A 25,154-nucleotide genomic window follows, 5' to 3' on the forward strand; every position below is an offset into this window, starting at 1 on the left:
GCGTGGGGCCGCGCCGGGGGGGCCTCAGGCGCCGGGCCGTCCGTGCCAGTCGAGGCAGACCACCATGGCGTCGTCCTCGGGGTCGATCACACCGCGGTGACCGGCCAGTTCCTGCAGGACGGCCCGGGGGACCTGGGAGGCGGGCAGGAGTTGGGTGCTGGTCAGCGCCCGGGCCAGAGCCCGGTCGCTGTACCGTTCGCCGGCCGGCGAGGCGACGTTGTAGACGCCGTCGCTGACGAAGACGAGGCGGTCTCCCGGTTCGGTCCGGAAGTGCTCGGCCGTGTAGGAGGTGTCCTCGAACATGCCGAGGGGGAGCTGGGCGTTCAGCTCGATCTGTTCGGCCCTGCCCCGCCGTACGCGCCACATCTTCGGTGAGCCGGCGTCCACGATCTCCGTGGCTCCGGTGGCCAGGTCGAAGCGGAGCAGGAGGACCGACAGGTGCTGCGCCCCCCGGTGCTGCCCGTAGACGGCCTGGTCGGCGAGGTACGCCTGGTCGACCAGGGACAGGCCGGCCCGCCGGGCGTTGCGCAGGGCGTTGACCGCGAGGCTGGTCAGCAGGGCCGCCTCGATGCCCTCGCCCATTCCGTTGGTCACGGTCAGGGTGAGGGCGTCGGCCGACGTCGACCAGTCGAAGTTGTCCCCGTGGATCGCGTAGGCGGGTTCGAGCTGCGCGCCGATCTCGTACTCGGGCCGGGTGCAGGAGCGCCCGGGAAGGAGCTGCCACTGCATCTCGGCGGCGAGGGTGAGGCGGGTGGCCCGCCGGGCCTGGAGGTAGAGGTCGGTGTCGCGCTCGCCGACGATGATCTCGTGGCCCAGGACCTCGGCGATCTCCGTCAGCTCCCGCGCGGTGTCCGAGTCCTCGTCCCAGGCGTCCAGGCGCAGGCTCAGGACCCCGATGCGGTCGCCGCGTACGCTCACCGGCAGGTGCGCGACGACGGAGCCGTCCTTCCCGGGGGCCTCGGTGTGGGGCCGCTGCCAGTTGAACGCCTTGCCGGGGGCGCTCGTGTGGACGGGAACGGGTTCCATCGTGTAGGGGAGGGCGGAGACCGGTTGCAGTATGGTCATCGCGTAGTCGGCCATGAGCAGGGTGACGTCCGCGGCGCCGTACTGCGCGGCCAGCGCTTCCTCCAGGGCCTGGAGGAGAGCGTCGGGAGTGGTGGAGCGCAGGGCGCGCTCGACCACGGTGAATCTGTCCATCGTTCGGTTACCGCCTAGTTTTGGAACGCATGCGAAAGGGAGCTTCTCTCATGTCTCGGCGACCGGAGGAAGCGCTGCGGCAGGACGGCGCGGGGGGATACGTCGCCAGTATGGCGCGCGAGGTCCTGGAGCTGGTCGAGGTCTTGTGGTCCCAGGGGGAGAGGGTCTCGACCGCGCCGGTGTCGTCGTCCCAGGTGCGTGTGTTGTACGTCCTCGAGCGCGAGGGAGTGGTGAACCTGCGCACCCTGGCCGAGAAGCTCGACTCCATGCCGCCGTCGGTCAGCCGGATGTGCGACCGGCTGCACGCGGTGGGATTCATCGAACGCAACCACAGTTCTTCGGACCGCCGGGAACTGGAACTGCGTCTGTCACGCCGGGGCGCGAGCTACCTCGAAGCGCTTCGGGCCCGGCGCGAGGAGGTCCTGGGAGAACTGCTGGGGAGGATGAGCGCCACGGAGCGGGCCATGCTGGCGCGGGGCCTGGTCGGGATCCGGGCCGTCACCGGCGACGCCGCGTCCGGACGCGGCGAGCCGGAAGCCGTCGCGTCGGGGTCGGCCTGAGGCCGGCGGCTGCGCCGATGGGTTCACGATTCCACCTTCCCGAGGCCGGCTCTCCGGCTCATGCTGCTGCGACAGATTCCTGCCTCCGGCGGATACTTGTCAAATGGCAAGTATTGGTTCGGGGCAACTGTGGGTGAGGGGCGTTTCGCGGCGGGAGCCCCCGGGGCGCCGCGCGGGGGAGGGGAATGCCTCCGCGGGCCGGAAGGTCCCTCCGCGCCGATGGCCGTCGACGCCGCGCGGCGGCGGGCGGGCCGGAGCCGCCGCCTGACGGACCGGGGCGGTCCGGCGGGCCCGGCGCCCGGCGGGTGAGGCCCGCGGACTCCGCCGCGTCTTCGTCTCCTCCCGCCCTCCCGCCGTCGCTGTGGCGACCGCCCCGGCGGTCCGGAAGCCCGGAGCGCCCGGTTCTCCTTCCACGGTGACCTCCTCCCGTCCCTTCCGGGGGCGTGCGCGGTGACCGGCCCCGTGATCCTCCTGCCCCGCTCCGGACCCCGTACGCGCCGGGCGACCGGAGCCGGAGCCGTGCCGGGCGGGCCGTGCCGATCGCGCGGGACTCGCCTATTGTTGTCGTGCGGCAACTATCGCTGGTCGTTCCTCATCCGCCGGTCCCTGTCGGTACCCGGATGCTCGAAGACCCGGGAAGAAAGCGAGCGGGCATGGCGGTTCAGACGCCGCACACGGGTGGCCGGGAGCGCGACCGCGTTCCCGGAACGCCGCCGGGAGCGGGTCGCGCGGCGGACGGAACCGCCGCGCTTCCGGACGGTGCCCGGCGCGCCCGGTCCCGCCCCCGGCGACACCACGTCCGTCGTGCCCACCGCCGCAGCCCTCTCCCCACCCCCGCGAGGAGCGTGATGAACGCGCCGCAGATCAACCTGACGATCAGGACGCCGGCCGACGCCCTGCGAGCGCGTCAGGACGTCCTCGCCCTCGCCTCCGCGGTCCCCGCCGAAGCGCGCGTCCGTCTGGTCACGGACCTCTTCGGAAAGATCGGGACGGCGCTCGACGAAGGCACCACGGCCCGTCTGCGGGTCGAGGTCCGCCCCGACCCCGCCACCGGGGTCCCCGCCGTCCACGCCGTCCTGCACACCCCCGGCGACGGGGACGGCGGGAACGACGGGCACACGGAGCCGCCCCCTCCCCGGCACGCACACGCCCCGGCCGCGTCCCGGGACGGCGGCGAGGAGCCCTGCTCCCGGCTCGTCCGCGCGCTCGCGGACGGCGACGGCGACGTCCGCGCCCTGGTGGAACTGCTGGACTGGCACCGCGGCGAGCTGGAATCCACCAACCAGGGCGTACTCGCCCTGCACGCCGAACTCGACGCCGCCCACCGGGCCCAGACCGAACTGCTGACCGCCGAACAGGCCGCGCGCGAGCAGGCGGAGACCGCCCGCAAGCGGCTGTCGTTCCTCTCCGCCGCCAGCGCCACGCTCAGCCGCACCCTGGACCACGAAAGGGTCCTGCGCGACCTGACCGGGATGCTCGTCCCCGAGTACGCCGCCACCGCCCACATCCGGCTCCTCGACAACCGGCAGAAGCTCACCGCGCCGGCCGGGGACACCCCGGACGCCGCGGAGCTGCCGGCCGACCACCCCGCCGTCCTCACCGCCCGCACCGGACGGGTCCACCACCGCGCCGGAACCGACCGCCCCGGAGCCGCCTCCGGCCCCGTGACCGGTCCTCCCCTGCTCTCCCTCCCCCTGACCACGGGCCGGACCACACTGGGCGTGCTGGTCCTGACGCCCCCCGCGGACCGGTTCACCCCCGACGACGTCGTGATGCTCACCGAACTGGCCCGTCGCGCCGCCACCGCGCTGGACAACGCCCAGCGCTACGAACACGAACGCGACACCGCGGAGATCCTGCAACGCGCCATGCTCACCGACCTGCCCGCGGTCCCCGGCCTGCGCATGGCGGCACGCTATCTGCCCGCCGGCAAGGGCATGAACGTCGGCGGCGACTGGTACGACGCCTTCCTCCACCCCGACGGCACCCTGACCACGGTCATCGGCGACGTCACCGGCCACGGACTGGACGCGGCCGTCCTGATGAGCCAACTCCGCCACGCCCTGCGTGCCTACGCCCTCCAGGGCCATTCCCCGGGCGCCCTGCTGACCCTCCTGCACGACCTCATGCGCAGCCTGCAGCCCGGTCTCTCCGCCACCGCCCTGGTCGCCCAGCTCCGCCCGGCGAGCCCCGAGGTCGTCTGGGCGACCGCCGGCCACCTGCCCCCGCTCCTGCGCACCCCCGACGGCACCGTCCACGTCCTCCACGACCGCGGAGGTTTCCTCCTCGGTCTGCCCGTCGACCAGACCGTCCGCGACCACCACCTCACCCTCGCCCCCGGCTCCAGCCTGCTGCTCTACACCGACGGGCTCGTCGAACGCCGGGCCCGGGGCGTCGATCCGGGCATCCGGCGGCTCGCCGCCGCACTGGCCGGCCTCGCCCCGCAGGCCGGCGGCACCGTCGAGCAGGACGCCGAGAAACTCCTGGCCGACCTCCTGCGCGACAGCCCCGGGGACGACGACACCTGCCTGCTCCTGTGCCACGCCGACCCGCCGTGCCCCTCGGTGCCGGTCCGCAGGCCGGCGGAGTCCCGGTCCCGGTGACGCCCCGGACCTCGACGGCGGGCGGCCGGTTCCGCCGGCCCGCGGGCACCGCGCCGGTGCCGTGCCCGCCCCGTCACGCCTCCTGGCCGCCCGGCATGTTCTGCTCCGCCCAGACCACCTTGCCGGTTTCGGTGCGGCAGGAACCCCAGCGGCGACAGAGCGTGTTGATGAGCTGGAGCCCCCGGCCGCCCTCGTCGCTGAGGTCCGCGTGCTGGATCTGGGGCAGGTCGGGTCCCGTGTCCGAGACCTCCACGACCAGACGCTCGCCCCGCCAGAGTCGTAGCTCGCCGGGGCCGTTGCCGTAACGCAGCGCGTTGCCCACGAGTTCGGAGACGACCAGTTCGCAGGCGTCCGCGAGCTCCGCCAGCTCCCACTCGGCGAGCTGGCCGGTGACCAGGCCCCGCGCCACCGAGGCCGCCCGCCCGTCCTTCGGCAGCTCCCACACCCGCAGGTCGACGCCCGGGGACGGGGAGTCCGTCGTGACGAGGAGCACGGCCTCGTCGAACCGCGTGGCGCCGGCCGGGGCGCGGTCCAGCAGGCCCCCCGCTTCGAGCGACTCGGGGGTGAGCCCGAGCGCGGCCGACCGGAGCCGCGCCAGCTGGACGTCCAGGTCCTCGGTCCGGGTCTTGATCAACCCGTCCGTGTACATCACCAGACGACCGCCGTCCGGGATCTTCAGCCGCAGCGGGTCGTACGGGATCACCCCCGCGCCCAGGGGCGCGCCGGCCGGCACGTCCACGAAGTCGGCGGCCCCCCTCCCGTCCAGGAGCAGGGGCGGCAGGTGCCCGGCGCTGGCCAGCGTGTAACTGGAGTCCGCCGGGTCGTAGACCGCGCACAGACACGTGGCGACCTGCTCGTCCTCCAGGTCGCGGGTGGCCAGGTCGAGCCGTGCCAGGACCCGTTCCGGAGCCATGTCCAGGGTCATCAGGGTGCGGGCGACCGCCCGCAGCCGGCCCATCGTGGCGGCGGCGGGCAGCCCGTGCCCCATCACGTCGCCCACCACCAGGGCCGTGCGCCCCCCGGGCAGCGCCACCACGTCGTACCAGTCCCCGCCCACCCCGTGGCCGGCCGCCGAGGGCGCGTACTCGGAGCGCACCCGCAGGCCCGGCGTCACCGGGGTCGCGCGCGGCAGCAGGCTGCGCTGCAACGAGACCACGTGCTCGCGCTCGCGCCCGTACAGCCGGGCGTTGTCGATGAAGACGGCCGCCTTGGAGGCGAGCTGTTCCGCCAGGGCCAGGTCGGTGGGGGAGAACGGCGGTGTCCCGGGGCCGCGCACGAAGTCGGCGCTCCCGAGCAGCAGGCCGCGTGCGATCAGGGGCACGGCCAGATAGCTGTGCACGCCGGCGGCGCGCATCTGCGCCGCCGCGCTCTCCGTCGGCGCGACCCGGGCGAAGTCGTCGTCCCGCATCCGGCTCAGCAGGACCGGCTTGCCCTGCCGGAGGCAGTACCGGTGGAGCAGCGTCTCGTGCTGCTCCTCGGACCGGACGAAGGTCTCGCCCACCGGGGTCGGCTCCAGGGAGGACAGCTCCTCGATGGCGCACAGGGCCGTGGCCCGCAGGACCGGGATGCCCTCTCCCGTCCACCGCGCGCCCTCCTCGCCGCGCAGCACGCTCTCCAGGACGTCGACGGCGGCGCCGTCGGCGAACCGGGGCACGGTGAACTCGGCCAGCTCCTGCGCGGTGCGCTCCAGGTCCAGCGTCGTACCGATCCTGGAGGTGGCGGAATTCAGCCACGCCAGCTGACCGCGGGTGGTGAACCGGTCCGGGGGCAGCAGACCCCTGCTCCTGCGGAAGCGCGCCCTCGCACCGGCCGGGCGGTGCGCCGACGGCCCGCCTCCGTTCGGGGCGCGGCCGGTCAGGCGCCGTCCGTCGCTGTCGCCGTTCACTCTTCCGGCCTCCCGACAGGATGTGACGCCATCTGCCGCACAGTCTGCACCGGAAGCGGCCCGTGTGCATCAGGCATGCGGAACCGGTTCGCGCAAGGACGTCCACGGCCACGAAGGGTCACCCGGGACGACCGTCCGTGACGCCGGGAGGGCGTACGGGAAAGCCCCCCCCCGGCCCCGCACCCTCCCGGCCCCTCCCGTCCTCAGATGCCCGTGACCCTGGAGGCCGCCGACAGCTCGTACACGAGGGTGACCGTGCGGCGGCCGCCGGGCGGCACGGGGACGTCCCAGCGGGCGATGCCCTCGGCGTCCACCGCGTCCGGCACCGGGGAGCAGGACTCCTCGCGCAGACGCACCTCCACCGCCGAGACCTCGGAGACGGGAAGCCGCTCCCGCAGGACGACCACCCGGTCGCCGTCCTCGCCCGGGGCGGAGAACCGGGACAGGCGCAGCCGGACCGTGCGGGTGACCACGGTCCGCTGCGAGAGCCCGGCGGTGTCGCGGGACTCCTCGGCGTGCCGCACGACCCGCAGGTCGTCACGGCTGCCGAAGGCCAGCTCCGCCGGGGCCCCGGGCGCGGTGAAGTCCAGCGTGCCGCGTCCGGTGAAACCGCCGCCGCGCACCAGGTCCACCGGCCCGGCGAGCAGCGCGTGCCCGGCCGCGTTGTCGAACCGCACCACCTGGGTGACCAGCGGCGAGAGTTCGGGGGAGCAGGCGTACTCACTGCTCGCGCCCGTCGTGAAGGAGGAGAGCGGCACGCGGTGGGCGCGGCCGTCCCCGGGCACGGAGACCGTCGCGGGAGCGTGCAGGACGCGGACCTCGCCACCGTCGTCCACGCCCGGCAGGCCGGTCACCGGCGCCGGGCCGAGGTCGCCGGTCTCCTCCTCGCGCACCTCGACGTCGATCGTGCGGCGCTCGGCGGCCGTCCGGTCCCTGAGCGTCAGCCGGTCCTCGACCAGGCGCGGCGGATCGGTGGCCAGGGCCGAGCGGGCCGTCGACAGCGTCAGCCGCACGTCCGACCAGTCCTCGCCGGTGCGCTGCCAGACCACGGCCCCGGTCTCCAGGGTCAGGGAGTCCCCGTCGAGCACGGCCCGGTAGGCGGGCCGCCACAGTGCGCACGGCGTGAGGTGGCTCAGACGCAGCCGCGCGGGCCCGGCGGCCCCGGCCTCCACGGTCAGCTCCACGTGACCGACCAGCTCGGCGGGCTCCTCCTCGGCGGCGTGCAGGGCCCGCCACGCCTCGCCGGTCTCGTCGGCGAGGGCGGACAGCCGCGCCTCGGCGGCACGGAGCCGCTCGGCGTGCGCGTCGCGCTCGGCGTCCACGCGGTCCAGCTCACGGGCCCAGCGCTCCCCCTCGCTCTCCCCGGAGCCGGCGCCCTCGGAGATCTCCCGCAGCAGGTCGGCGGCGAGCCGGCCGAGCAGGTCCAGACGGGTCCGCAGACGGTCCCGCCGCTGCTCCACGGCGCGCCGCTCCTCCTCCAGGGCGCGCACGTGCCGGCGCAGGCCGGAGTCGTCGGGGGAGGGGGCGGGACCGCGCGGCGTCCAGGTGCGGACGATCCGTACGTCGAGCACGGAGGCCGGGTGGTCGGACACCAGCTCGGCGTGGAGGGTGCGGTCGACGGCGAGCGCGCCGACCGGGCCGAGACGCAGCCGCTGGACGCCGGCCGCCAGGTCGAGGACGGCGGTGCGCTCGACGTGGGCGCGGTCCTCCAGGCAGGTGACGGCGGTGACGGGCAGGGGGATCGGCCGGGGGTGCGTGGACATGGTGGTCAGCTCCTGCGGTTGCCGTCGGCCAGGGACTTGCCGGCCGGGACGCGGATCTCGTAGCCGCCTTCGAGGACGGCGGTGGCGCCGGAGGGGAGGACGACCCGCCAGACGCGGGTTCCCTCGGCGTGTTCCCCCGAGTCCGTGGCGTCCTCCGGCACGGACCAGTCGGCCCGTTCCTCGATCCGCACGTCCGGCTCGGAGGTGACCGGAACCCGCTCGTGGACCTCGACGGTGGCGGGCGCCGCCAGACGGTTGGCCAGCTCCACGTGGACGCGGTGGTCGAGCACGGTGACGTTGTTGCGCAGCCCCGCCGTCGATTCGAGGAGGTGCGCGCGGCGCGTCACGCGAAGGGCCTCGGCCGCCCCCAGGCCCAGCCGCCGGACACCGCCGGGGGCGAGCGTGGGGAGCGCGGCCGTCAGCAGGAACGCGTCGTCGACGGTGACCTCCACCGGGCCGGCCAGCAGGGCCCGGTCGGTGGCGTTGGAGACCACGAGCGTCGCGTACACGGTCTGCTCCACGGACGGCACGCAGAGGTACTCCGTGCGCAGGCCGACCGCGATCTCGCCGACGGTGACGGTGTGCCAGGTGCCGTCCGAGGGGACGTCGGCGCGGGCGGCGGCGTCGAAGCGGTGGTCGAACGAACCCGCCGACTCGCGAGGACGCACGGCGTGTTCGGGCAGCGGCAGCGCGGCCACCCCTTCGGCACGGCGTCGGCACTCGGCCGCCACGGCGTCGGGGGAGGAGGCGGGGAACAGCCGGCCCCGGCGCGGTTCCGGCTCGTCGGGGCCGCACAGCACCAGGGAGGCGTAGTCGAGTTCGGCACCGCTCGGCCGGGGCGGACCGGCCGGGGACGGGGCGCTCGGGGACGGACCCGCCGGGGGCGCCGCCGCGCCGTCCCCGCCGGACCTCTTGCCCGCGCGTCGCGGGACGGCCGGGGGCACGGGGTCCGGCGCCGCGTCACGGGCCCCGGCGGCGAAGCCGTACGCGCCGCCGGGGGCCGGCGGCAGACCGGTGGCGGGCGCCGGCCCGGCGAAGCCCGGCGGCGCGGGCGCCGGGGGCGGCGGTGGCGGGACGGGAGCGGCCGCGACGGGCACGGCCGCGAAGCCTCCCGCGGCCTCCCCGGAACCGCCCACCGCCCCGCCGAAACCGCTGACGGGACGGGGCCCGGCCGCCTCGTACCCGGCGAAGAGGCCGGCGAGACCCGCCGGGGGCTCGCGCCAGCCGGACGGTGCGGGGACCTCCTGGCGGCGCCCGATCCGGACGGAGCGCAGCCTCGGCAGATCGGTGCGGCGCCCCAGGTCCGCCGTGGCCAGGGCGACGCGCACCCCGTTCCAGTCCTCGCCGGTGCGCTGGGCGACCGAGGCGCGCAGCAGCAGCCGGCCGCTGTCCTCCCCCGTGCGGTGGGAGAGGCGGTAGGCCGGCACCCAGACGGCGCCCGGCACGCCGTACTCCACCTCCACCTCGACCTCCTCGCCGGCGGCCCCGCTCAGGGAGAGGACGGCGTGGACGCCGGTCTCGACGTGGGCCGGAGGGGCGTCGGTGGAGGCCCGGTCGAGACGGTCCGAGGCGATGCCGAGCTCGTGCTCGACGCGGAGGACCTCCTCCTCCAGTTCGGCGAGGCGCGCGTGCAGTCCGGTCAGCCGCTCGTCCACGAAGTCGGCGAGTCCGAGCCAGGCGTCGACCGGGGTCCGGCGGTGCGGGTCGTCGCGCTTGCGGGGCGGCGGCACGGGGCGCAGCCCCCGCACCTCCTCGATCAGGCCCCGCTGCCGGTCCCGGCGCGCCCCGGCCGCCGCGTACGCGTCGCGCAACCGCTCGACCTCGCGCCGCAGCGCGTAGGGGGCGGAACCGTCGTGCGGCGCGGCCTCGACCTCCACCCCGGCCCCGGTGACCCGGACCCCGGCGGTGTCCAGGACCCGGGCCCGCAGCGAGCCCGGGTCCAGCGTGCGCGGCAGGCCCGTCACCCGTACCCGGCCGTCCCGCGGCACCCGGCCCCGGGCCAGGCGGCGGCAGAGCGCGCCCCGCGCGTACACCACGACCGAATCGAGGACCGAGTCCCACCTCCGGGTCGTTCCCGTTCCGTCCGTCATGTGCCCCGCCCCCCCCGCGTCTCCGTGTGGAGCGAAGCCTACGACGGGACGCCCGCGCGCCGGCTCCCGTGTGCCGGGAAACCGTCAGGCCGCCGCCTCCAGGGCCGCCCGCACCTCCTCCGCCAGGGCGTGGGGGTCACCGGCCGGAACGGTCGGGTGGGGCCGGTGGTCGCGGGCCCAGGCGTCGTCCCGCGCGAACCAGTCGACGGCGGCCGGGGTCCCGCCGGTCACCAGGGCGTCGTCGAGGGTCGCGAAGTAGGCGGCCCAGCGCGGCGCGTAGACCTCCCGGACGAGTCCGTCCCACTCCCGGTTCGCGTAGTCGCGCAGCCCGCCCGTCTCGCTCGGGACCCGGCCGCCCCACGTGGTCAGGATCGAGCGGGCGTCGTACTCCAGGCGGTCGCGCTCGGCGGGGTCGGCGCCCCAGGAGCGGGCGTCCTCCAGCCACGGGCCGAGCAGGAACCGCCGGTCGGAGCCGACGAGCCGCCCGAGCAGCTCCATGTCGGCGTTCCACTCCCGCACCAGCGCCCGGAAGCGTTCCAGGTCCTTGGCCTCGTACGCGGCCCTGACGCGCGGCAGCAGCACGCGGCCGCGGTTGGTGAGCGCCTGGCGCGCCACGTCCACGAGGTCGTAGCGGTACGCGTCCGTGGTCCGCAGGCCGGGAGCGACCCGGAGCAGTTCCGACAGGGCCCGCTCCACCGTGGCGGCGTCGTACCGCAGGGCGGTCGGGCTCCAGCGCGCCGCCGTGTTCGCCGTCAGGCTCGGGCGCGCGGCGAAGAGGCTGTCCTGCGGCTCGCTCCACGTCCCCGTGGCCATGGTGTACGGGCCGAGCCGCAGCTGCTCCCAGGCGGCGGCGGCGTGCGGGTCGGCGCCGCCGTAGCGGCGGGCCGCGTAGTCGGCGAACCAGGCCCGCTGGTCGATCCGGCCCGGCTGCCAGGCGAGTTCGGTGAACAGGTCGAATCCGGCGGGGTTGCCGCCGGTGCCCTCCGGCAGGTAGGCGATCCCGCGCAGCGCGGAACCGGGCTCGGCCAGCCACGCGTGGAAACGGCTCACCCAGGCGCCGGTGTTGGCGCCCAGGCTGGTGTGGCCGCCGAAGTTGGCGATGGAGCCGAAGGCGTAGGGCGTGCCGCCCCACTCCGTCTCGCGGTCGAGGCCGTCGTAGCGGTCGGAGAGTCCGTCGAGGATCAGCACCCGGCCGCGGTCCACCCCGCTCAGGAACGCGGCGGTCGGGTTGCGCTGCCAGCCGAGCATGGCCCAGGTGGCGCCGGGGTGCGCGGTGTCCAGGGCCCGCTGGACGGCCCGGGCGGCCGAGGCGACGTCGACCGGACCCGGGGTGCCGCCCTCGTGCAGCAGGTCCATCTTGTACATGCCGCTGTCGCCGAACCGCTCCCGCTGGACGCGGTAGAAGACGGCGGCCAGCCGGTCGAAGACCGGGCCGGTCGGGTCCAGCCAGTCGGGCCGGTCGAACCCCACCCACCTGCCCTGCGGGACGGTGACCGCACCCGGGTTCCGCGCGGCGAACCCCGGCGGCACCGTGCCGAAGAAGCCCGGAAGGACGGGGGTCATCCCGAGGGAGCGCAGGTGGTCCGCGATCCGGGCGCCCAGCGCCGCGCGGGCCTCGACCAGCCGCTCGGACACCGGCCCGGCGAAGCCGGACATGTTCTGCAGCATCCACCAGGGCTGGTGGGCGGGGCCGGGGAGCCAGTTCCGCAGCTCGGCGGCGCTGTAGCCGAACTCCTGGAGGGCCCGGTGGTACACGTGGTCGGTGCCGGTCGGGACGAACACCTCGTTCACGCCGTGCAGGGCCATCAGGTCGATGTCGCGGCGGTACGCGTCGAAGTCCCGGTACGCGCCCGAGTAGCCCTCGTCCGTGTCGTTCAGGGCGTAGCGGTGGGGCACGTTCGCCGACCGGGTGAGGGCCCCGGTGACTCCGGGGAGGGTGGCGGGCAGCCGCCCGAGGCTGTCGCCGGGCCATCCGACGTCGACCCCGGCGACCCGCTCCAGGTACCAGCCCGCCCCGGCGAGCAGCGTGGCCGGGGAGGTGCCCCGGATCTCGATCCGGCCCGCCTTCCCGGAGAGCGTGAAGTAGTCGCCCGAGTCCGGCCGCTCGACGGGGACCAGGGTGAACTGCCGGGCCCGGGTGGCGAGCAGCCGCTCCAGACCCGCCCGCGCGGGCGCCGTGTCGAAGGCGGGCGGCGCGGCGACGGCGCGGTCGCCCCACCGGGGTGGCGCGCCGGGCAGGACCGCCGCCGCGGCGACGAGCAGCACGACGGCGAGGACGTGACGACATCGGAGGATCGGGTGACGGCCCATCTGGTTCCCTGTCCTTGGTTCCCTGCTCGGAAGAGCCCGGCGGATCGTCCGACCACTCTCCGACGCTCCCGCTCCCGAAGGGCGCAGGCGGAGCCGGAACCGGCGGGCGCTCATCCGTGCGGGTGAACACGGACGGCGCGACGGCGCTCGGGGGCGCTTCCGGGCGGGCGTACCCGGCCGCGCTCGTACCGGTGGGTCAACTCGCTTGTCGGTCGGGCTGGTTGACGAATGGTCTGGACCAACTTACGGTCGGAAGGGCGCGCGCCATGCCCAGGACTCCACCCCCCCCCACGTCCCAAGGAGCACGCATGCCAGGCCATCGGATCACCCGTGTCCTCGGAGCGGGACTCGGCGCCCTGCTCGCGGCCACCGTCCTCACCGCGCCCGCCGCCGCCGAGGGCGCGAAGCCCGTACGGACGGCCCCGTCCCTCCCCGCCGCCTCCACCACCGCATCCGCCGCCGACCCGGACACCTGCGCCCTCAAGCCGAGGCCCGCCGGAAAGGTGCTGCAGGGGTACTGGGAGAACTGGGACGGCGCGTCCAACGGCGTCCACCCGCCCTTCGGCTGGGCCCCCATCGACGACCCGCGCTTCGCCGCCCACGGCTACAACGTCCTCAACGCCGCCTTCCCCGTGATCCGTTCGGACGGAACGGTGTTGTGGGAGGACGGCATGGACAGCACCGTCCGCGTCGCCACCCCCGCCGAGATGTGCCGTGCCAAGGCGGCCGGGGCGACCCTCCTGATGTCGATAGGCGGAGCCGCGGCCGGCATCGACCTGAACTCCCGCGCCGTCGCCGACCGGTTCGTCGACACCGTCGTGCCCCTCCTGAAGAAGTACAACTTCGACGGGATCGACATCGACATCGAGACCGGCCTGGTCGGCAGCGGCTCCCTGGGGACCCTGTCCGCGTCCCAGGCCAACCTGATCCGCATCATCGACGGCGTCCTCGCCCGCATGCCCGCCGGTTTCGGCCTGACGATGGCACCGGAGACGGCGTACGTCACCGGCGGCAGCGTGGTCTACGGGTCGATCTGGGGCGCGTACCTGCCGATCATCAAGAAGTACGCGGACAACGGGCGCCTGTGGTGGCTCAACATGCAGTACTACAACGGCAGCATGTACGGCTGCGCGGGCGACTCCTACTCCGCCGGCACCGTCGCCGGGTTCGTCGCGCAGACCGACTGCCTGAACCGGGGCCTGGTGATCCAGGGAACCACGATCAAGGTCCCGTACGACAAGCAGGTCCCCGGTCTCCCCGCACAGCCGGGCGCGGGCGGCGGCCACATGGCGCCCTCGGCCGTGGCCCAGGCGTGGAACCACTACGGCGGGGCGCTCAAGGGCCTGATGACCTGGTCGGCGAACTGGGACGGCTCGAAGGGCTGGACGTTCGGCGACAACGTCAAGGCCCTCCAGGGCCGTTAGGACGTGCCCGGGAGTGCCGGTCGCCGCCGTCCGCGGAGGGCGGCGACCGGCGCTCCCGGTTCAGGGGAACAGGACCCGGGCGGCGGCGAGCCCGGCGAGGACGGCGCCGACCCCGGCGACCACGGAGGCGACGACGTTGGCCGCGGCGAGGAGCTTCGCCCCGGTCTCGGCCAGCCGCAGCGTCTCGTAGGAGAGCGTCGAGTACGTCGTCAGCGCGCCGCACAGCCCGGTTCCCAGGAGGAGCCGCGCGGTGTGCCCGGCCGCGCCGGACAGGACGGCGCCCGTGAGGAGGCCGAGGAGCAGGGACCCCACGACGTTGACGGTGAGGGTGCCCCAGGGGAAGGCGGTGCCGTGGCGGGCCTGGACGGCGCGGTCGGTCAGGTGGCGCAGGGACGCGCCGACGGCGCCGCCGGCGGCCACGAGGAGGAGGTCGTTCACCGGGGGCCCGCCGGGGAGCCGGTGCCGGCGGCCGGGCGCACCGGCGCGTGCGTACGGAGGGTCATGACGCGCTCCGGTCCGCCAGGAGACGGCGCGCGCCGAACACGCCGGCGCCCGCCGCCGCCGCCGCGGCGACGACGGTCGCCACGAGGTAGGCGAGCGCGACGGGGGCACGGCCGTCGCCCAGGAGGCGGCCGATGTCCGCGCAGTACGTGGAGAAGGTGGTGAACCCGCCCAGCACCCCGGTTCCGAGGAACGGGCGCAGCAGGGGGTGGGCGGCGAAGACCTCCGTGACGGCGACGAGGAGGACGCCGAGCAGGAGGCAGCCGACGGCGTTCACCGTCAGGGTCGTCCAGGGGAAGGCGTCGGGGGCCGTGGGCCACAGCCGGGACGCCTCGAAACGGGCCAGGGAACCGAGCGCGCCGCCCGCCGCGACGGCCGCGAGGACGCCGTGGCGCGCTCGGCGCGGCTCCCGGGGCCGGCGGACGTCCTCCGGCCCGTCACCGGGGCGGGCCGGCCCGGACGCCGCGGCCCGCGGGGGTTCGTCGGAACGCATGTCTCTCCCTACGCGTGGTCTCCCGCACGCGGGCGCGGACGGGACGGGTCACGTGCAGGGACCGTCGGCGACGGCGTGCCTCGCGGTTCGGGTGCGGCGGGCCCCACCGCCGCGCGACGGCCCGGGGCGGTCGCGCCTCCAGGATACCGGGCGGCACCGGGACACCACCGCCGGGCGCGGGGCGCCGGTGCGCGACCGCCGCGAGCGGCCGCGCACCGGCACCCCGCCGGACGGCGCGCGCGACCGGAAGCCGCGCGCCGGGCGGTGCCCGGGATCAGGCGGTGTGCAGGGTCAGCCCGTAACGGCCCAGGATCTCGTTGACCGGCTGGAACCAGGTCTCGCCGCCGCCGGAGCAGTTGCCCCAGCCGCCGGAGGTGACGCCCTGGGCCTGGTCGCCGCTGATGAACGCGCCGCCGGAGTCGCCGCCCTCCGCGCAGACGCTGGTCCTCGTCATCTGCTGGACGGCGCCCTGGCTGTAGTTGACCGTCTCGTTCTTGGCCAGGACCGTGCCGCAGTGCCACTTGGTCGTGGAGCCCGAGCGGCAGACGGACGAGCCCACGGGCGCCTCGGCGGAACCGCGCACCAGCCGGTCCGGGACGGTGCCCCAGCCGAGGACCACCGGGACGGTCCACCATCCGCTGTGGACGCTCACGTACGCGTAGTCGTTGCCCGGGAACGAGGAGCCCTGGAAGGTGCCCATGGCGGACCCGTCCCAGCCGCGCACCGCCGCTCCGGCCTGTCCGCAGTGTCCGGCCGTCACGAACCCGCCGTGCACGGAGAAGCCGATCGAACAGCGCACGTTGCCGGTGTAGTACGGGTCGCCGCCGACGGTGCCCGCCGCGTACGTGCGGGGCGCGGCGGCCGCCTCGGCGACGGTGACCGGCCCGCCGGCGCGGGCCCGCGCGACGAAGGCGCGCACGGCGGGCGCGTCCTTCTCGGCGCGCACGACCGTGACGACGACGCTGTTGCTCCTCGGGTCGACGTGCCAGCCGGCCACGCCCGCCGGGGCGGGGAGCACGTCCAGGCGGGACTTGGCGCGGTCGAGGGCGGCGGCGCCGTGGCGGACGACCCGGGTGTCGGCGCCGAGGGCGCGCACCCCGGCCTCCCGGGCGCGGTCGGTGAGGGCGACGACGAGGCGTCCCGTCGCGGGCTCGAACCACGACCCCCCGTACGCGTCCCCCGCGGCCCGCCGGGCGGCCTTCTCCACGGCCGTGGCGGTCTTCTCGGCGCGCAACCGCTCCTCGGCCCGCGAGGGAGTCAGGCCGAGGTCCTGCCGCAGGGCGTCGAGAAGGCCGGCCGAGGCCGAGGGGGAGGCCGGGGACGGTTCGGGGAGCGGGGCGGCGTTCGCGGTCCCGGCGTGGGCGGCGCCGAGACCGAGTGTCAGCAACAGGGCCGCGAAGGCGGCGCCCAGGGAGGTGGTGCGTTTCACGAAGCCTCCTGGTGAGGGGGAGTCGAACGCGTGAGAGCGCTCTCAGGGAGCGTCGGCGCCACGCTAGCGGCATTGTTTTGTCAGGTCCATACCAGAAACAAATCGCCGTTTCCCCTTCTCGCCCCCGCCCGCACGACCGGTCGGCGCCCCGCGCGGCACCGGGGCCGGACGTCGGCCCGCTCAGGTCCGGGAGGCGGTGCCGGTGCCGGGATCCCCCGCCGGGGGGGCGGGTGGTGTCGCCCGGCGCGGGCCGGACCACGACACCCGTGACGACGCGGGGGCCGTCGGCCGCGGACGGCCGCGCCGGTTCGGACTTCACCGCGGCCGCCTCGCTCTTGAGGATCCGTGCCGACGTGCCCAGGGAGCGGGCGAGCCCGGGAAGCTTCTTGGCGCCGAGGAGCAGGATGACGACGACGAGAAGGATGGCGATTTCACTGATGCCGAACATGAGGGCGTGTCCTCTTCTGTGATGCGGGGAGCGGGCAGGTGCCCCGGAGCCGGGGAGTTCGCCGTACGGGGCGGGTGCGGGTCGGGCGCGTACGCCGGGGCCGGCCGCGACGCGGGCGGGAGCGCGGGGGAGGTGGCCCCGGCGCTCCCGTCGCCGTCCCCGGCCGGGAGGGGGGATCACTCCTCGTCGGCCCCTTCGTCGCTCCCGCCCTCGTCCTCGTCCTCGCCCTCGAAGAAGTCGCCCACCTCGTCCACGACTTCGGCGGCGATCATGCCGCCGGCCACGCCGACGGCGAGTCCGGCCGCGCCGGCCGCGATCGCGGTGCCCGCGCCGGGACCCGTGCGGTGGTGCCCGCCCTTGTGGGCGTGGTCGTCGTGCGGGCCCCGCCCGAAGAACGCCCCGCCCTCTCCGTACGCGTCCTGGTGGCGGTACGCGGCGTGGTGGTCGAGGAGCCGGCCGATCCACTCCTCCACCCGGGCGTTCCAGTCGGTCCGTTCGGCGTCGTGATGGCTCACGGTGAAACGGGTGAGCACGTCGTGGCTCCCGGAGAAGGCGCCTCCGCGCTTGTCGGCCTCCAGGACGACCTCCAGGCCGGCCGGGCCGGCCAGGAACGTCAGCTCGATCTCGCCGACCCGGTGCGCGTACCCGGGGGCCGGGACGATCTCGATCTCCTGGTAGAACGGAAGCTGCTGGCCGGTCCCCTCGACGCGGCCCAGCTCCAGGTCCGCCGACTTGAAACCGAAGCCCAGTTGGCCGAACGCCTCCAGGACCGCCTCCTGCGCGGGCAGGGGGCGGACCGCGAGCGGGTCCAGGTCGCCCTTGTCCCGCGCCCCGGCGACCCCGAGTTCGGTCCGCACCCCCAGGGTGATGCCCAGGCCCTGCCCGTACAGCTCGGTGACCGGCGTCTCCCACGGCAGCGCGAAGGAGAAGGGCACGCTGAGCCGTTCGTGCTCCGTCAGGCGGAAGTTCCCGCCGACGACGTGCCGGTGGAAGACGACCGTGCCCTCCGACTCGCCGTCGTCGTGTTCCGCCTCGACGCGGGCCACCAGCTCCAGGGTGAGGTGCTCGACCGTGAAGTCGGCCTCGCCGCCCCGGAGGTGGACCTGCCCGCCGAGGGTGCCGCCCGGGGTCACCGCGCCCGGGTCGAGCACGGTGTCCACCGAGGGGCCTCCTACGCCGAGCGAGCCGAGCAGACGCTTGAACACCATCGGGCGTTCACTCCTTCATGTCGCGTGCGGGGAACGGCGCTTCGGGCCGCGCCACCCCTTGTCTACATCCATGTAGAAGCATAAGGGGAGGAGGGCCGCCGCCCGTCGGCCCGAACGGCTCGCCACGGACGCGGTGACCGGGGAAGGGGCCGTGGCGCGGTGAATCCGGTGTGCGGCCCGACGGCCCTGTCCGGGACGCGACCCGGGAGCGGTGCCCGGTGGCCGGCTCACGCCGGTGGGGGCGTGCGGCTCCCGGCCGGCCCCGGGGGCGCGGCGGACGCGACGGAGCCGCCGGGCCCCACCGGGAACAGGCCACGGCCCGTGCCGGCCGAGGACGGGAGCACGGACCGCCGGGAAGCCTCGGGCGACGGCGGTCCACGGGGCGGGCACGGGCGGACCGTCGTCCTCCGGTTCCCGCACCCGTTCGTGTCACCCGTTCGCCTCCGAGATCGACTCGGCAGGTGTGGGGCGCGGACGAAGGGGCAGGCGGGTGGAGCGAGCGGCCCGTACGTACCGCTCCGCCGCCCCCGCCGCGGGCGACGGAAACGTCCCGGACGCCCGCACCCGCCGGTCCCGCCGACCGTCCGGCCCGCAGGCACGTCCGCGCCGCCACGACCGGACGGAACGCCGACACGCCGACGCTGTGCCGTTGGGCGGAGATCGGGGGCGCATGCGTTACGGCGCTCCCGCGACCGGTCATGGCTACGGAGTCCCCGCCCGACCACGGAGGAACGATGTCCCACGAGAACCCCCTCAAAGCAGCCGTGAAGAAGCTGACCGAACCGCTCAGGCAGGACGGGCCCCCGGAGGGCGTCCCCGGTGCTCCCTCCCCGGCACCGGCGTCCCTGGAGGAGCCCACCACTCCGCAGGAGCCCCTGCCGCCCAAGCCCGACCAGACCGGTCCGGAGACGGTGAGCCCCACCGGTCAGCCCACCGGCGCGGAGCAGGCGCGGGCGGCGCAGAGCGGGGCCTATCTGACCACCGCGCAGGGCACCCGTCTGTACGACACCGACCACTCGCTCAAGGCGGGCCCGCGCGGACCGGTCCTCCTCCAGGACCACCACCTGCGCGAGAAGATCATGCACTTCGACCACGAGCGCATTCCGGAGCGCGTGGTCCACGCCCGCGGCGCCGGGGCGCACGGAGTCTTCCAGTCGTACGGCACGGCGGCGGGCGTGACGAAGGCGGCGTTCCTCGCTCCCGACGCCGAGACCCCCGTGTTCGTCCGGTTCTCGACCGTGCTCGGTTCGCGCGGCTCGGCCGACACGGTCCGGGACACCCGCGGGTTCGCGACGAAGTTCTACACCGAGGAAGGCGTCTTCGACCTCGTCGGGAACAACATCCCGGTCTTCTTCATCCAGGACGCCGTCAAGTTCCCCGACGTCATCCACGCGGGCAAGCCCCACCCCGACCGGGAGATCCCGCAGGCCCAGAGCGCCCACGACACCTTCTGGGACTTCGTGTCGCTCCACACCGAGGCCCAGCACCACGCGCTGTGGAACATGTCCGACCGGGGCATCCCCCGCTCCTACCGGATGATGGAGGGCTTCGGCGTCCACACCTTCCGCCTCGTCAACGCCGAGGGCGCCACGACGCTGGTGAAGTTCCACTGGAAGCCCAAGCTGGGCGTGCACTCCCAGGTCTGGGAGGAGGCGCAGATCGCGGGCGGCGTCGACCCCGACTTCCACCGCCGGGACCTCGCCGACGCCATCGAGGCGGGCGCGTACCCGCAGTGGGAGCTGGGCATCCAGACCTTCCCCGACACCCCCGACCAGACCTTCGAGGGCATCGACCTGCTCGACGCGACGAAGATCGTCCCCGAGGAACTCGCCCCGGTCCAGCCGATCGGCCTGCTCACCCTCAACCGCAACCCCTCCAACTTCTTCGCCGAGACCGAGCAGGTGGCCTTCCACGTCGGCCACCTGGTGCCCGGCATCGACGTCACCGACGACCCGCTGCTGGCCGGGCGCCTCTTCTCGTACCTGGACACCCAGATCACCCGGCTGGCCGGCCCCAACTTCAGCCAGATCCCGATCAACCGCCCGCACGCCCCGGTCAACGACATGCTCCGCGACGGCTTCCACCAGCAGGCGGTGCACACCGGCGTCGCGCCCTACAAGCCGAACTCCCTGGACGGCGGCTGCCCGTTCTTCGCGGGCGCGGACACCGGCGCCTTCGTCGAGGTGCCGGTCGAGGTCCCGGCCGGGCGCAAGGTCCGCGAGGCGCCCGCCTCCTTCGGGGACCACTTCAGCCAGCCCCGGCTGTTCTGGCTGAGCATGAGCCCGGTGGAGCGCGAGCACATCATCGCCGCCTACACCTTCGAGCTCGGCAAGTGCTGGGACAACGCCATCAAGGAGCGCCAGCTCCAGGCCCTCGCCAACATCGACTCCGAGCTGTGCGCCCAGGTCGCCGCCGGCCTCGGCATGTCCGTCCCCGCGGCCACCGAACCGGCTCCGGACGTCCGGCCCAGCCCCGCCCTCTCGCAGGTCGGCGGGGAGTGGCCGGCCGACGGACGGATCATCGGCATCGTCTCCGACGGTTCCACCGACGCCGACGGCGTGCGCGCCCTGCGCCGGGCGGTGCTGGACGCGGGCATGGTCCCGCTGGTCATCGCGCCCGCCGGCGGGGAGATCGGCGGCGACGCCGACCCGATCACCGTCCAGCGCACCTTCGCCACCGCGCGCTCGGTCGAGTTCGACGCCGTCGTCGTCGCGGGCACCCCCGTCCCCGGCGCCGACTCCCTGGGAGCCCGGGACGCCAAGGCCGGTGAGCCCGGACAGGGCGGGGCGTCCGTGGACCCGCGCCTGGCGCTCCTCGTCTCCGAGGCGTTCCGGCACGCCAAGGCCATCGGCGGCTGGGCGGGCGCGGAGGCGGTCCTCGAAGCGGCCTCGGTGCCCACCGGCGCCCCCGGCGTGGTGCTCGCGGACAGCGGTGAGGCGGTCCTGTCGGGACTGACCCCGCTGCTGGCCAAGCACCGCGTCTGGGACCGCTTCCCCACCGCGGTCTGACCCCTCCGCGTCACGGGCGGGGCCGCCGTCCCGTACGGCGGCCCCGCCCGTACGGAACGGCTCTCCCCGCCGGCTCACGGAGCACGCCGACATCCGGCCACGACCCGCCGCACCCTTCCTCCAGGGCGCGGCGCTCCTGTTCTCCGGCTTCTCCGGCGCCGGACGGGCCGGGGACGCGCGGAGCCCGTACGGGGCTCAGCGCCCGCCCCCCCCCCGCCCGGCGGGCCCGTCCTCGTACGCGTCCTCCTCGTACCCCTCCTCGGGCTCGTCCCCGTACTCCTCGGCCTCCTCGCCGGGCTCCCGCCCCTCTTCCTCGTCGTCCTCCTCCCGGCCGGTTCCGCCCGCCTCCCGCTCTTCCTCCAGGGCCTCCCCGTGCGTACGGACCACTTCGCCGTCCCGGATCTCGCCGCGCCAGCCCTCCGGCTCGTCGTCGGTGAGGGTGACGTGCCGGTGGAAGTGCTTCGGGTCGAGCCGGAGGCGGCGACCCTGGGCGCGCCAGAGGTTGCCCGTCTTCTCGAAGAACCCGGAGGGGCAGTACTCCACGGTGGCCAGGACCCGGGTGAGGGACGGCCCCAGCGCGTGGAGGCTGACGCAGCCCCGGGCCGAACCCTTGGCTCCCTCGGAGGTCCAGACGATGGGGCCGAGTTCCTCCGCCAGCCTCGCGGACATCCTGGGGCGGGTGCTCGACAAGGGCATCGTCATCGCCTGGGACATCCGCATCAACCTGCTCGACATCGAACCGCGGACGATCAAACTGCGCATCCTGGTCCCCTCCGTGGACAAGGCGAAGGAGATGGGCACCGACTGGTGGGAGCACGACCCCTCCCTCTCGTCGAAGCACACCGGCGGGCCGCTGGCGGAGGAGAACCGACGCCTCCGCGCGGAGCTGGAGGCGCTGCGACGGGACGCCCTCGGCACGACGAGGGAGACCCGGAGCGAGCCGCCCGCGGAGGAGAGGGCGCCCGGCGACGGGACGGCACCCGGGCGCGGAGCGTCCGGAAGGCGCGGGAAATGAACGGCGGCGAGGGTCTCACCTACGTCTACGCCGCGGCTCCCGGCACACGGCGGTTGCGCACGGCCCTCCGGAATGTCCACGGGGTCTCGGGACTCCGTGTCCCTCCTCGGCGAGCACGGACCGGACACCGCGGCCGTCGCCGCTCCCGGCGGCCCGGACGCCCTCGCGTTCGTCGTCAGCAGGGTCGCGCCGCACGAGTTCGACGAGCGGACGCTGAAGGACCGCTTCGAAGACCGGAAGCGGCTGGAGGGCGTCGCCCGCGCCCTGGTCGTCTCCGTCGACTCCGCGTCGGACCCCCTGGGACCGTTCGACCGGGAGCGGACGTGAGCGAGGAGGCCCCGGCCCCCGGCGAACGGGAGACCCGCCCCGCGCGCAGGCTCCGGGCCGACCGCGAGACGGTGGAGGAGGACCTGCTCAAACCGGTCCTCACCCTCGTGGAACTCCTGCGCCGGCTCATCGAGCGGCAGGCGCTGCGGCGCGTCGACGCCGGGGACCTCACCGAGGAGCGGGAGGAGGAGCTGGGCGCGACCCTCATGGCCCTGCACGACGCCCTGTCCGACCTCTGCGCCGAACACGGCCACACCCTCCAGGACCTCAACCTCGACCTCGGCCCTCTCGGACCCCTGCTGCCGCAGGAGGAGTGAGGACCGGGACGGACTCCGCACTCCCTCGGGGCCGGCCCCGCCCGTTCGGGGCGGCATATGCCCGGGGCTCTTCCGTGCACACCTCTGGCGCGCACCCGGGTGCCGGTGGCAGGGTGACGGCACGCGGTCCCCGCGCCCGCCTCCGGAGGGACCGTTCCCCGGGTCCGCCCGTCCCCCCGAACCGGCGGACCCGCGCCCCCCTTCCCGGCTCCCCACGGGAAGGGGCCAGGCGCGTGCGCGGAGCCGGAGCGGTCCGGGGCGACCGCCTCTCGCGGGGCGACCGCCCGCTGCGGGATCAGGACGGCCGACCGCCGAACTGCCAGGCGTGCACCTCGACATCGGCGTACCGGTCCCGGGTGAGAACGGCGCCCGCCGCGTCCGGGTCCGGCGCCCGGAGCAGCGCCGCCGTGCCCAGCCACGCGGCGCCGTCGTCGGACAGCAGCGGCCCGTACGCGATCAACTCGTCCTTGTCGCGCGGCACGGAGAGGTCGGCCGGCTCTCCCGCCCCGAGGCCGAGCACCAGGTAGCGGTCGTCGCCGTCACGGCCTCCGGGGAAGTCCCACATGGTCCGGCCCAGCAGGTCGCGCCACCGGCGCACCATGACGTCCCGGTAGACGCCGGCCTGGTAGCCGGGCTCCTCGAAGGCGAACGCGCGGGCGGCGGCGGCGTCGGGCAGGTCCACGATGTGCACGCTGCCCGTGGGCGTCCTGCGGTCGCCGGTGAGGGTCGGGCCCCGGGCGATCATCTCCGCCGCGTACGCGTCCATGAAGGACCAGTGCCGCTCCAGCAGTTCGAAGCGCAGCTCTTCGGAGCCGGGGCGGTCACGGTGGTGGCAGAAGAATTCCATGTCCGCAGTCTGGAGGAGCGGACGCCCGTTCGGAAACCGTCGGCGGTCCGGGCCGTACGCGTCGGCGCCCCTCCGGCCCGGGGCCGTCCACCGCGCCGGCGGAGCCGTACCGGCGGAAGCCCCTCCGCGCGGCGCGGCGGACGGGACCGCCCGTTCCGGCCGGGCGGGACGGAACGGGCGGGAACGGGCGGGAGGAACGGAAGGCGGTCAGTCGCGGTCGACTTCCTGACGGAGGACCTTCTGCTCGGTCAGGGACACCTCGTACGTGGTCTTGTACCACGTCTTGGTGTCGACGACGTCCACCGACCAGGCGTCGTCGTCCAGCTCCACGGCCGTGACGGTGCCCTTCTTGTCCTTGGTGGCCGTCTGGACGGCCTGCTGCGGCGTGACGGTGGTCTTCTTCAGCAGGGCGACCAGCTTGCTCTTGTCCTCGGCGTCCTGGTCCTTGTCCGGCTTGTCGCTGATGATCCTGCCGTTGACGCCGTCGACCCAGATGTCGTGGAGGGTGCCGTCCGGCGCGGCGACACTGGCGTGCCACGCCGGGGTCCGCGCGCCCGCGCTCTGCGAGGGGCTCGCCCCGGCCGACATGCTCGCGCTCGGGGAGGCGCTCGCCCCGGCCGACATGCTCGCGCTCGCCGACGCGCCGGCGTTCGGCGGCGCCCAGTCGAGCTCGTTCTCGACCAGCTTCCCCCGGGTGACGGCGGCCACGGCGGTCTGCGTCGCCTTGTCCCAGGTGATCTTCGTGGCCGGTACGATCCGCCGGCGCTCCGCCTGGTCGTCGGTGAGCCGCGGCGAGGCGGACGCGGAGGGGGAGGCGGACGCCGACGCCGATGCCGACGCGCTCGCGCCGGTGGTGCCGGTCGGGGACGGCGCGACGCGGCCGGAGGTGGTCGTGGTCTCCTCCTGCCCGGAACCGCAGGCGGTGAGGAGGAGGGCACAGGAAGCGGCGAGGCCGGCGACGGCCGTGCCGCGCAGTCGATGTCGCGGAGAAGTACTCATGCGCGTATCCCTGACCCGGGCTTCCCGCTCCATGACACGGTGGTCCGCACAACCACCCGATCGCGGTCCTCCTCCGGTCCGGACGGGGGAAACGCCGGGCGGTCGGTCGGCCACCCGGCGCGCACGCCAACGAAGGAACGTTTCCTCAGGAGGTCCGGTCGGCCGGGTCGTCGTCCCCGTTCGTGTAGCGGGTCCGTGCCCACAGCGGCAGGCCGAACCAGCAGACCAGGTACCAGGCGAGGACCCCGGACACCAGCCACGGGACGTAGCCGTCGTGCGTGGCCACGCGCAGGATCAGGAAGAGCGCGAAGGTCAGGGTCGCCAGGAGCAGGACGAGGCCGAGGAACGTGAGCCGGGACGCCCAGACGACCGCCTGCGGTTTGATGCGCCGTCCCGACACGATGCGGTGGAAGGCCACGGGGCCGATGAGGGCGCCGGTGGCCAGCGAGCCGAGCACGACGGTGATGATGTAGATCGTTTTGTCGGTCTGCTCCAGCTCCTGGAAGTGCGGTGTGAACACCACCGTGAGCAGGAAACCCAGGAGGATCTGCACGCCGGTCTGGGCGACCCTGATCTCCTGGATCAGTTCGGTCCAGCGCCGGTCGGCGCGCTCCTCGGGCGTCTCGTTCCTCCGCGTCCGCCGGGCCGGGTCGGGTCTCACGTCCTCAGTCATGGCGACCTCTTTCCCGCAGGTCGGCATCCCATCCGTTCCGAGTTGCCTTTTCAAGGG

General features: G+C 74.9%; 19 protein-coding genes and 2 pseudogenes. 7 read left to right on the forward strand and 14 right to left on the reverse strand.

The window, feature by feature from the left end; all coding sequences use genetic code 11:
• Nucleotides 1–24: 24 nt before the first annotated feature.
• Complete coding sequence (locus ACFYZY_RS19135; protein ID WP_388695356.1) at nucleotides 25–1,197, reverse strand: PP2C family protein-serine/threonine phosphatase; 1,173 nt, start codon at nucleotides 1,195–1,197, stop codon at nucleotides 25–27.
• A 50-nt stretch (nucleotides 1,198–1,247) separates the two neighbouring features.
• Here ACFYZY_RS19135 and ACFYZY_RS19140 point away from each other — a divergent pair, with 50 nt between their 5' ends.
• Nucleotides 1,248–1,757 (forward strand): MarR family transcriptional regulator, encoded by a 510-nt coding sequence (locus tag ACFYZY_RS19140; protein WP_388695359.1) that lies wholly within the window; start codon nucleotides 1,248–1,250, stop codon nucleotides 1,755–1,757.
• Nucleotides 1,758–2,605: 848 nt separating this feature from the next.
• Nucleotides 2,606–4,360, forward strand: coding sequence for a PP2C family protein-serine/threonine phosphatase (locus ACFYZY_RS19145; protein ID WP_388695361.1), 1,755 nt, complete (start codon nucleotides 2,606–2,608; stop codon nucleotides 4,358–4,360).
• A gap of 73 nt (nucleotides 4,361–4,433) precedes the next feature.
• Here ACFYZY_RS19145 and ACFYZY_RS19150 read toward each other — a convergent pair whose 3' ends face one another.
• The 4 genes from ACFYZY_RS19150 to ACFYZY_RS19165 form a co-directional block, all read right to left on the reverse strand.
• Nucleotides 4,434–6,245, reverse strand: coding sequence for a SpoIIE family protein phosphatase (locus tag ACFYZY_RS19150; RefSeq protein WP_388695364.1), 1,812 nt, complete (start codon nucleotides 6,243–6,245; stop codon nucleotides 4,434–4,436).
• Between the two features lie 203 nt (nucleotides 6,246–6,448).
• Nucleotides 6,449–8,008, reverse strand: coding sequence for a mucoidy inhibitor MuiA family protein (locus tag ACFYZY_RS19155; RefSeq protein ID WP_388695366.1), 1,560 nt, complete (start codon nucleotides 8,006–8,008; stop codon nucleotides 6,449–6,451).
• 5 nt (nucleotides 8,009–8,013) lie between these two features.
• Nucleotides 8,014–10,098 (reverse strand): DUF4139 domain-containing protein, encoded by a 2,085-nt coding sequence (locus ACFYZY_RS19160; protein ID WP_388695368.1) that lies wholly within the window; start codon nucleotides 10,096–10,098, stop codon nucleotides 8,014–8,016.
• A gap of 84 nt (nucleotides 10,099–10,182) precedes the next feature.
• On the reverse strand, nucleotides 10,183–12,408 hold the full coding sequence (locus ACFYZY_RS19165) for an alpha-N-acetylglucosaminidase (protein ID WP_388695369.1): 2,226 nt from the start codon (nucleotides 12,406–12,408) through the stop codon (nucleotides 10,183–10,185).
• Nucleotides 12,409–12,716: 308 nt separating this feature from the next.
• Between ACFYZY_RS19165 and ACFYZY_RS19170 the strand changes: the two genes are divergently transcribed.
• On the forward strand, nucleotides 12,717–13,832 hold the full coding sequence (locus tag ACFYZY_RS19170; RefSeq protein WP_388695372.1) for a chitinase: 1,116 nt from the start codon (nucleotides 12,717–12,719) through the stop codon (nucleotides 13,830–13,832).
• Nucleotides 13,833–13,892: 60 nt separating this feature from the next.
• Here the strand turns inward: ACFYZY_RS19170 and ACFYZY_RS19175 are convergent, their stop codons facing one another.
• The 5 genes and pseudogenes from ACFYZY_RS19175 to ACFYZY_RS19195 form a co-directional block, all read right to left on the reverse strand.
• The gene (locus tag ACFYZY_RS19175) at nucleotides 13,893–14,270 is read right to left on the reverse strand and encodes a fluoride efflux transporter FluC (protein ID WP_388695376.1); all 378 of its coding nucleotides are present in this window, start codon (nucleotides 14,268–14,270) and stop codon (nucleotides 13,893–13,895) included.
• A gap of 61 nt (nucleotides 14,271–14,331) precedes the next feature.
• A complete protein-coding gene (locus ACFYZY_RS19180; protein WP_388695379.1) occupies nucleotides 14,332–14,826 on the reverse strand; it encodes a fluoride efflux transporter FluC in 495 nt (164 codons plus the stop codon).
• 274 nt (nucleotides 14,827–15,100) lie between these two features.
• Nucleotides 15,101–16,255, reverse strand: a complete 1,155-nt coding sequence (locus tag ACFYZY_RS19185) for a S1 family peptidase (protein WP_388695381.1) — start codon at nucleotides 16,253–16,255, stop codon at nucleotides 15,101–15,103.
• Nucleotides 16,256–16,634: 379 nt separating this feature from the next.
• Nucleotides 16,635–16,703, reverse strand: a pseudogene (locus tag ACFYZY_RS19190) (Sec-independent protein translocase TatA); the annotation flags it as partial.
• Nucleotides 16,704–16,879: 176 nt separating this feature from the next.
• Nucleotides 16,880–17,911, reverse strand: coding sequence for a sporulation protein (locus ACFYZY_RS19195; protein ID WP_388695382.1), 1,032 nt, complete (start codon nucleotides 17,909–17,911; stop codon nucleotides 16,880–16,882).
• Between the two features lie 734 nt (nucleotides 17,912–18,645).
• Between ACFYZY_RS19195 and ACFYZY_RS19200 the strand changes: the two genes are divergently transcribed.
• Entirely contained in the window at nucleotides 18,646–20,919 is a 2,274-nt protein-coding gene (locus ACFYZY_RS19200; protein WP_388695384.1) for a catalase, read from the forward strand.
• Nucleotides 20,920–21,114: 195 nt separating this feature from the next.
• Here the strand turns inward: ACFYZY_RS19200 and ACFYZY_RS19205 are convergent.
• Nucleotides 21,115–21,555: pseudogene (locus tag ACFYZY_RS19205) on the reverse strand (cyclase); the annotation flags it as partial.
• A gap of 43 nt (nucleotides 21,556–21,598) precedes the next feature.
• On the opposite strand from ACFYZY_RS19205, the gene ACFYZY_RS19210 reads away from it, so the two are divergent.
• The 3 genes from ACFYZY_RS19210 (at nucleotide 21,599) to ACFYZY_RS19220 (ending at nucleotide 22,578) form a co-directional block, all read left to right on the forward strand.
• Nucleotides 21,599–21,934 (forward strand): gas vesicle protein, encoded by a 336-nt coding sequence (locus tag ACFYZY_RS19210; protein ID WP_388695386.1) that lies wholly within the window; start codon nucleotides 21,599–21,601, stop codon nucleotides 21,932–21,934.
• Nucleotides 21,935–22,006: 72 nt separating this feature from the next.
• A complete protein-coding gene (locus ACFYZY_RS19215) occupies nucleotides 22,007–22,261 on the forward strand; it encodes a hypothetical protein (RefSeq protein WP_388695388.1) in 255 nt (84 codons plus the stop codon).
• The gene (locus ACFYZY_RS19220) at nucleotides 22,258–22,578 is read left to right on the forward strand and encodes a gas vesicle protein K (RefSeq protein ID WP_388695389.1); all 321 of its coding nucleotides are present in this window, start codon (nucleotides 22,258–22,260) and stop codon (nucleotides 22,576–22,578) included. The genes ACFYZY_RS19215 and ACFYZY_RS19220 overlap by 4 nt, the downstream gene beginning before the upstream one ends.
• Nucleotides 22,579–22,873: 295 nt before the next feature.
• Here ACFYZY_RS19220 and ACFYZY_RS19225 read toward each other — a convergent pair whose 3' ends face one another.
• From ACFYZY_RS19225 to ACFYZY_RS19235, 3 genes are all read right to left on the reverse strand, one after another.
• The gene (locus ACFYZY_RS19225; RefSeq protein WP_388695390.1) at nucleotides 22,874–23,425 is read right to left on the reverse strand and encodes a YciI family protein; all 552 of its coding nucleotides are present in this window, start codon (nucleotides 23,423–23,425) and stop codon (nucleotides 22,874–22,876) included.
• Between the two features lie 207 nt (nucleotides 23,426–23,632).
• The gene (locus ACFYZY_RS19230; protein WP_388695392.1) at nucleotides 23,633–24,424 is read right to left on the reverse strand and encodes a PepSY domain-containing protein; all 792 of its coding nucleotides are present in this window, start codon (nucleotides 24,422–24,424) and stop codon (nucleotides 23,633–23,635) included.
• A gap of 145 nt (nucleotides 24,425–24,569) precedes the next feature.
• On the reverse strand, nucleotides 24,570–25,097 hold the full coding sequence (locus ACFYZY_RS19235; protein WP_388695394.1) for a DUF6328 family protein: 528 nt from the start codon (nucleotides 25,095–25,097) through the stop codon (nucleotides 24,570–24,572).
• Nucleotides 25,098–25,154 lie beyond the last annotated feature (57 nt).

Origin of the sequence: Streptomyces sp. NPDC001744, assembly GCF_042892575.1 — a bacterium.
Taxonomy (GTDB): Bacteria; Actinomycetota; Actinomycetes; order Streptomycetales; family Streptomycetaceae; genus Streptomyces.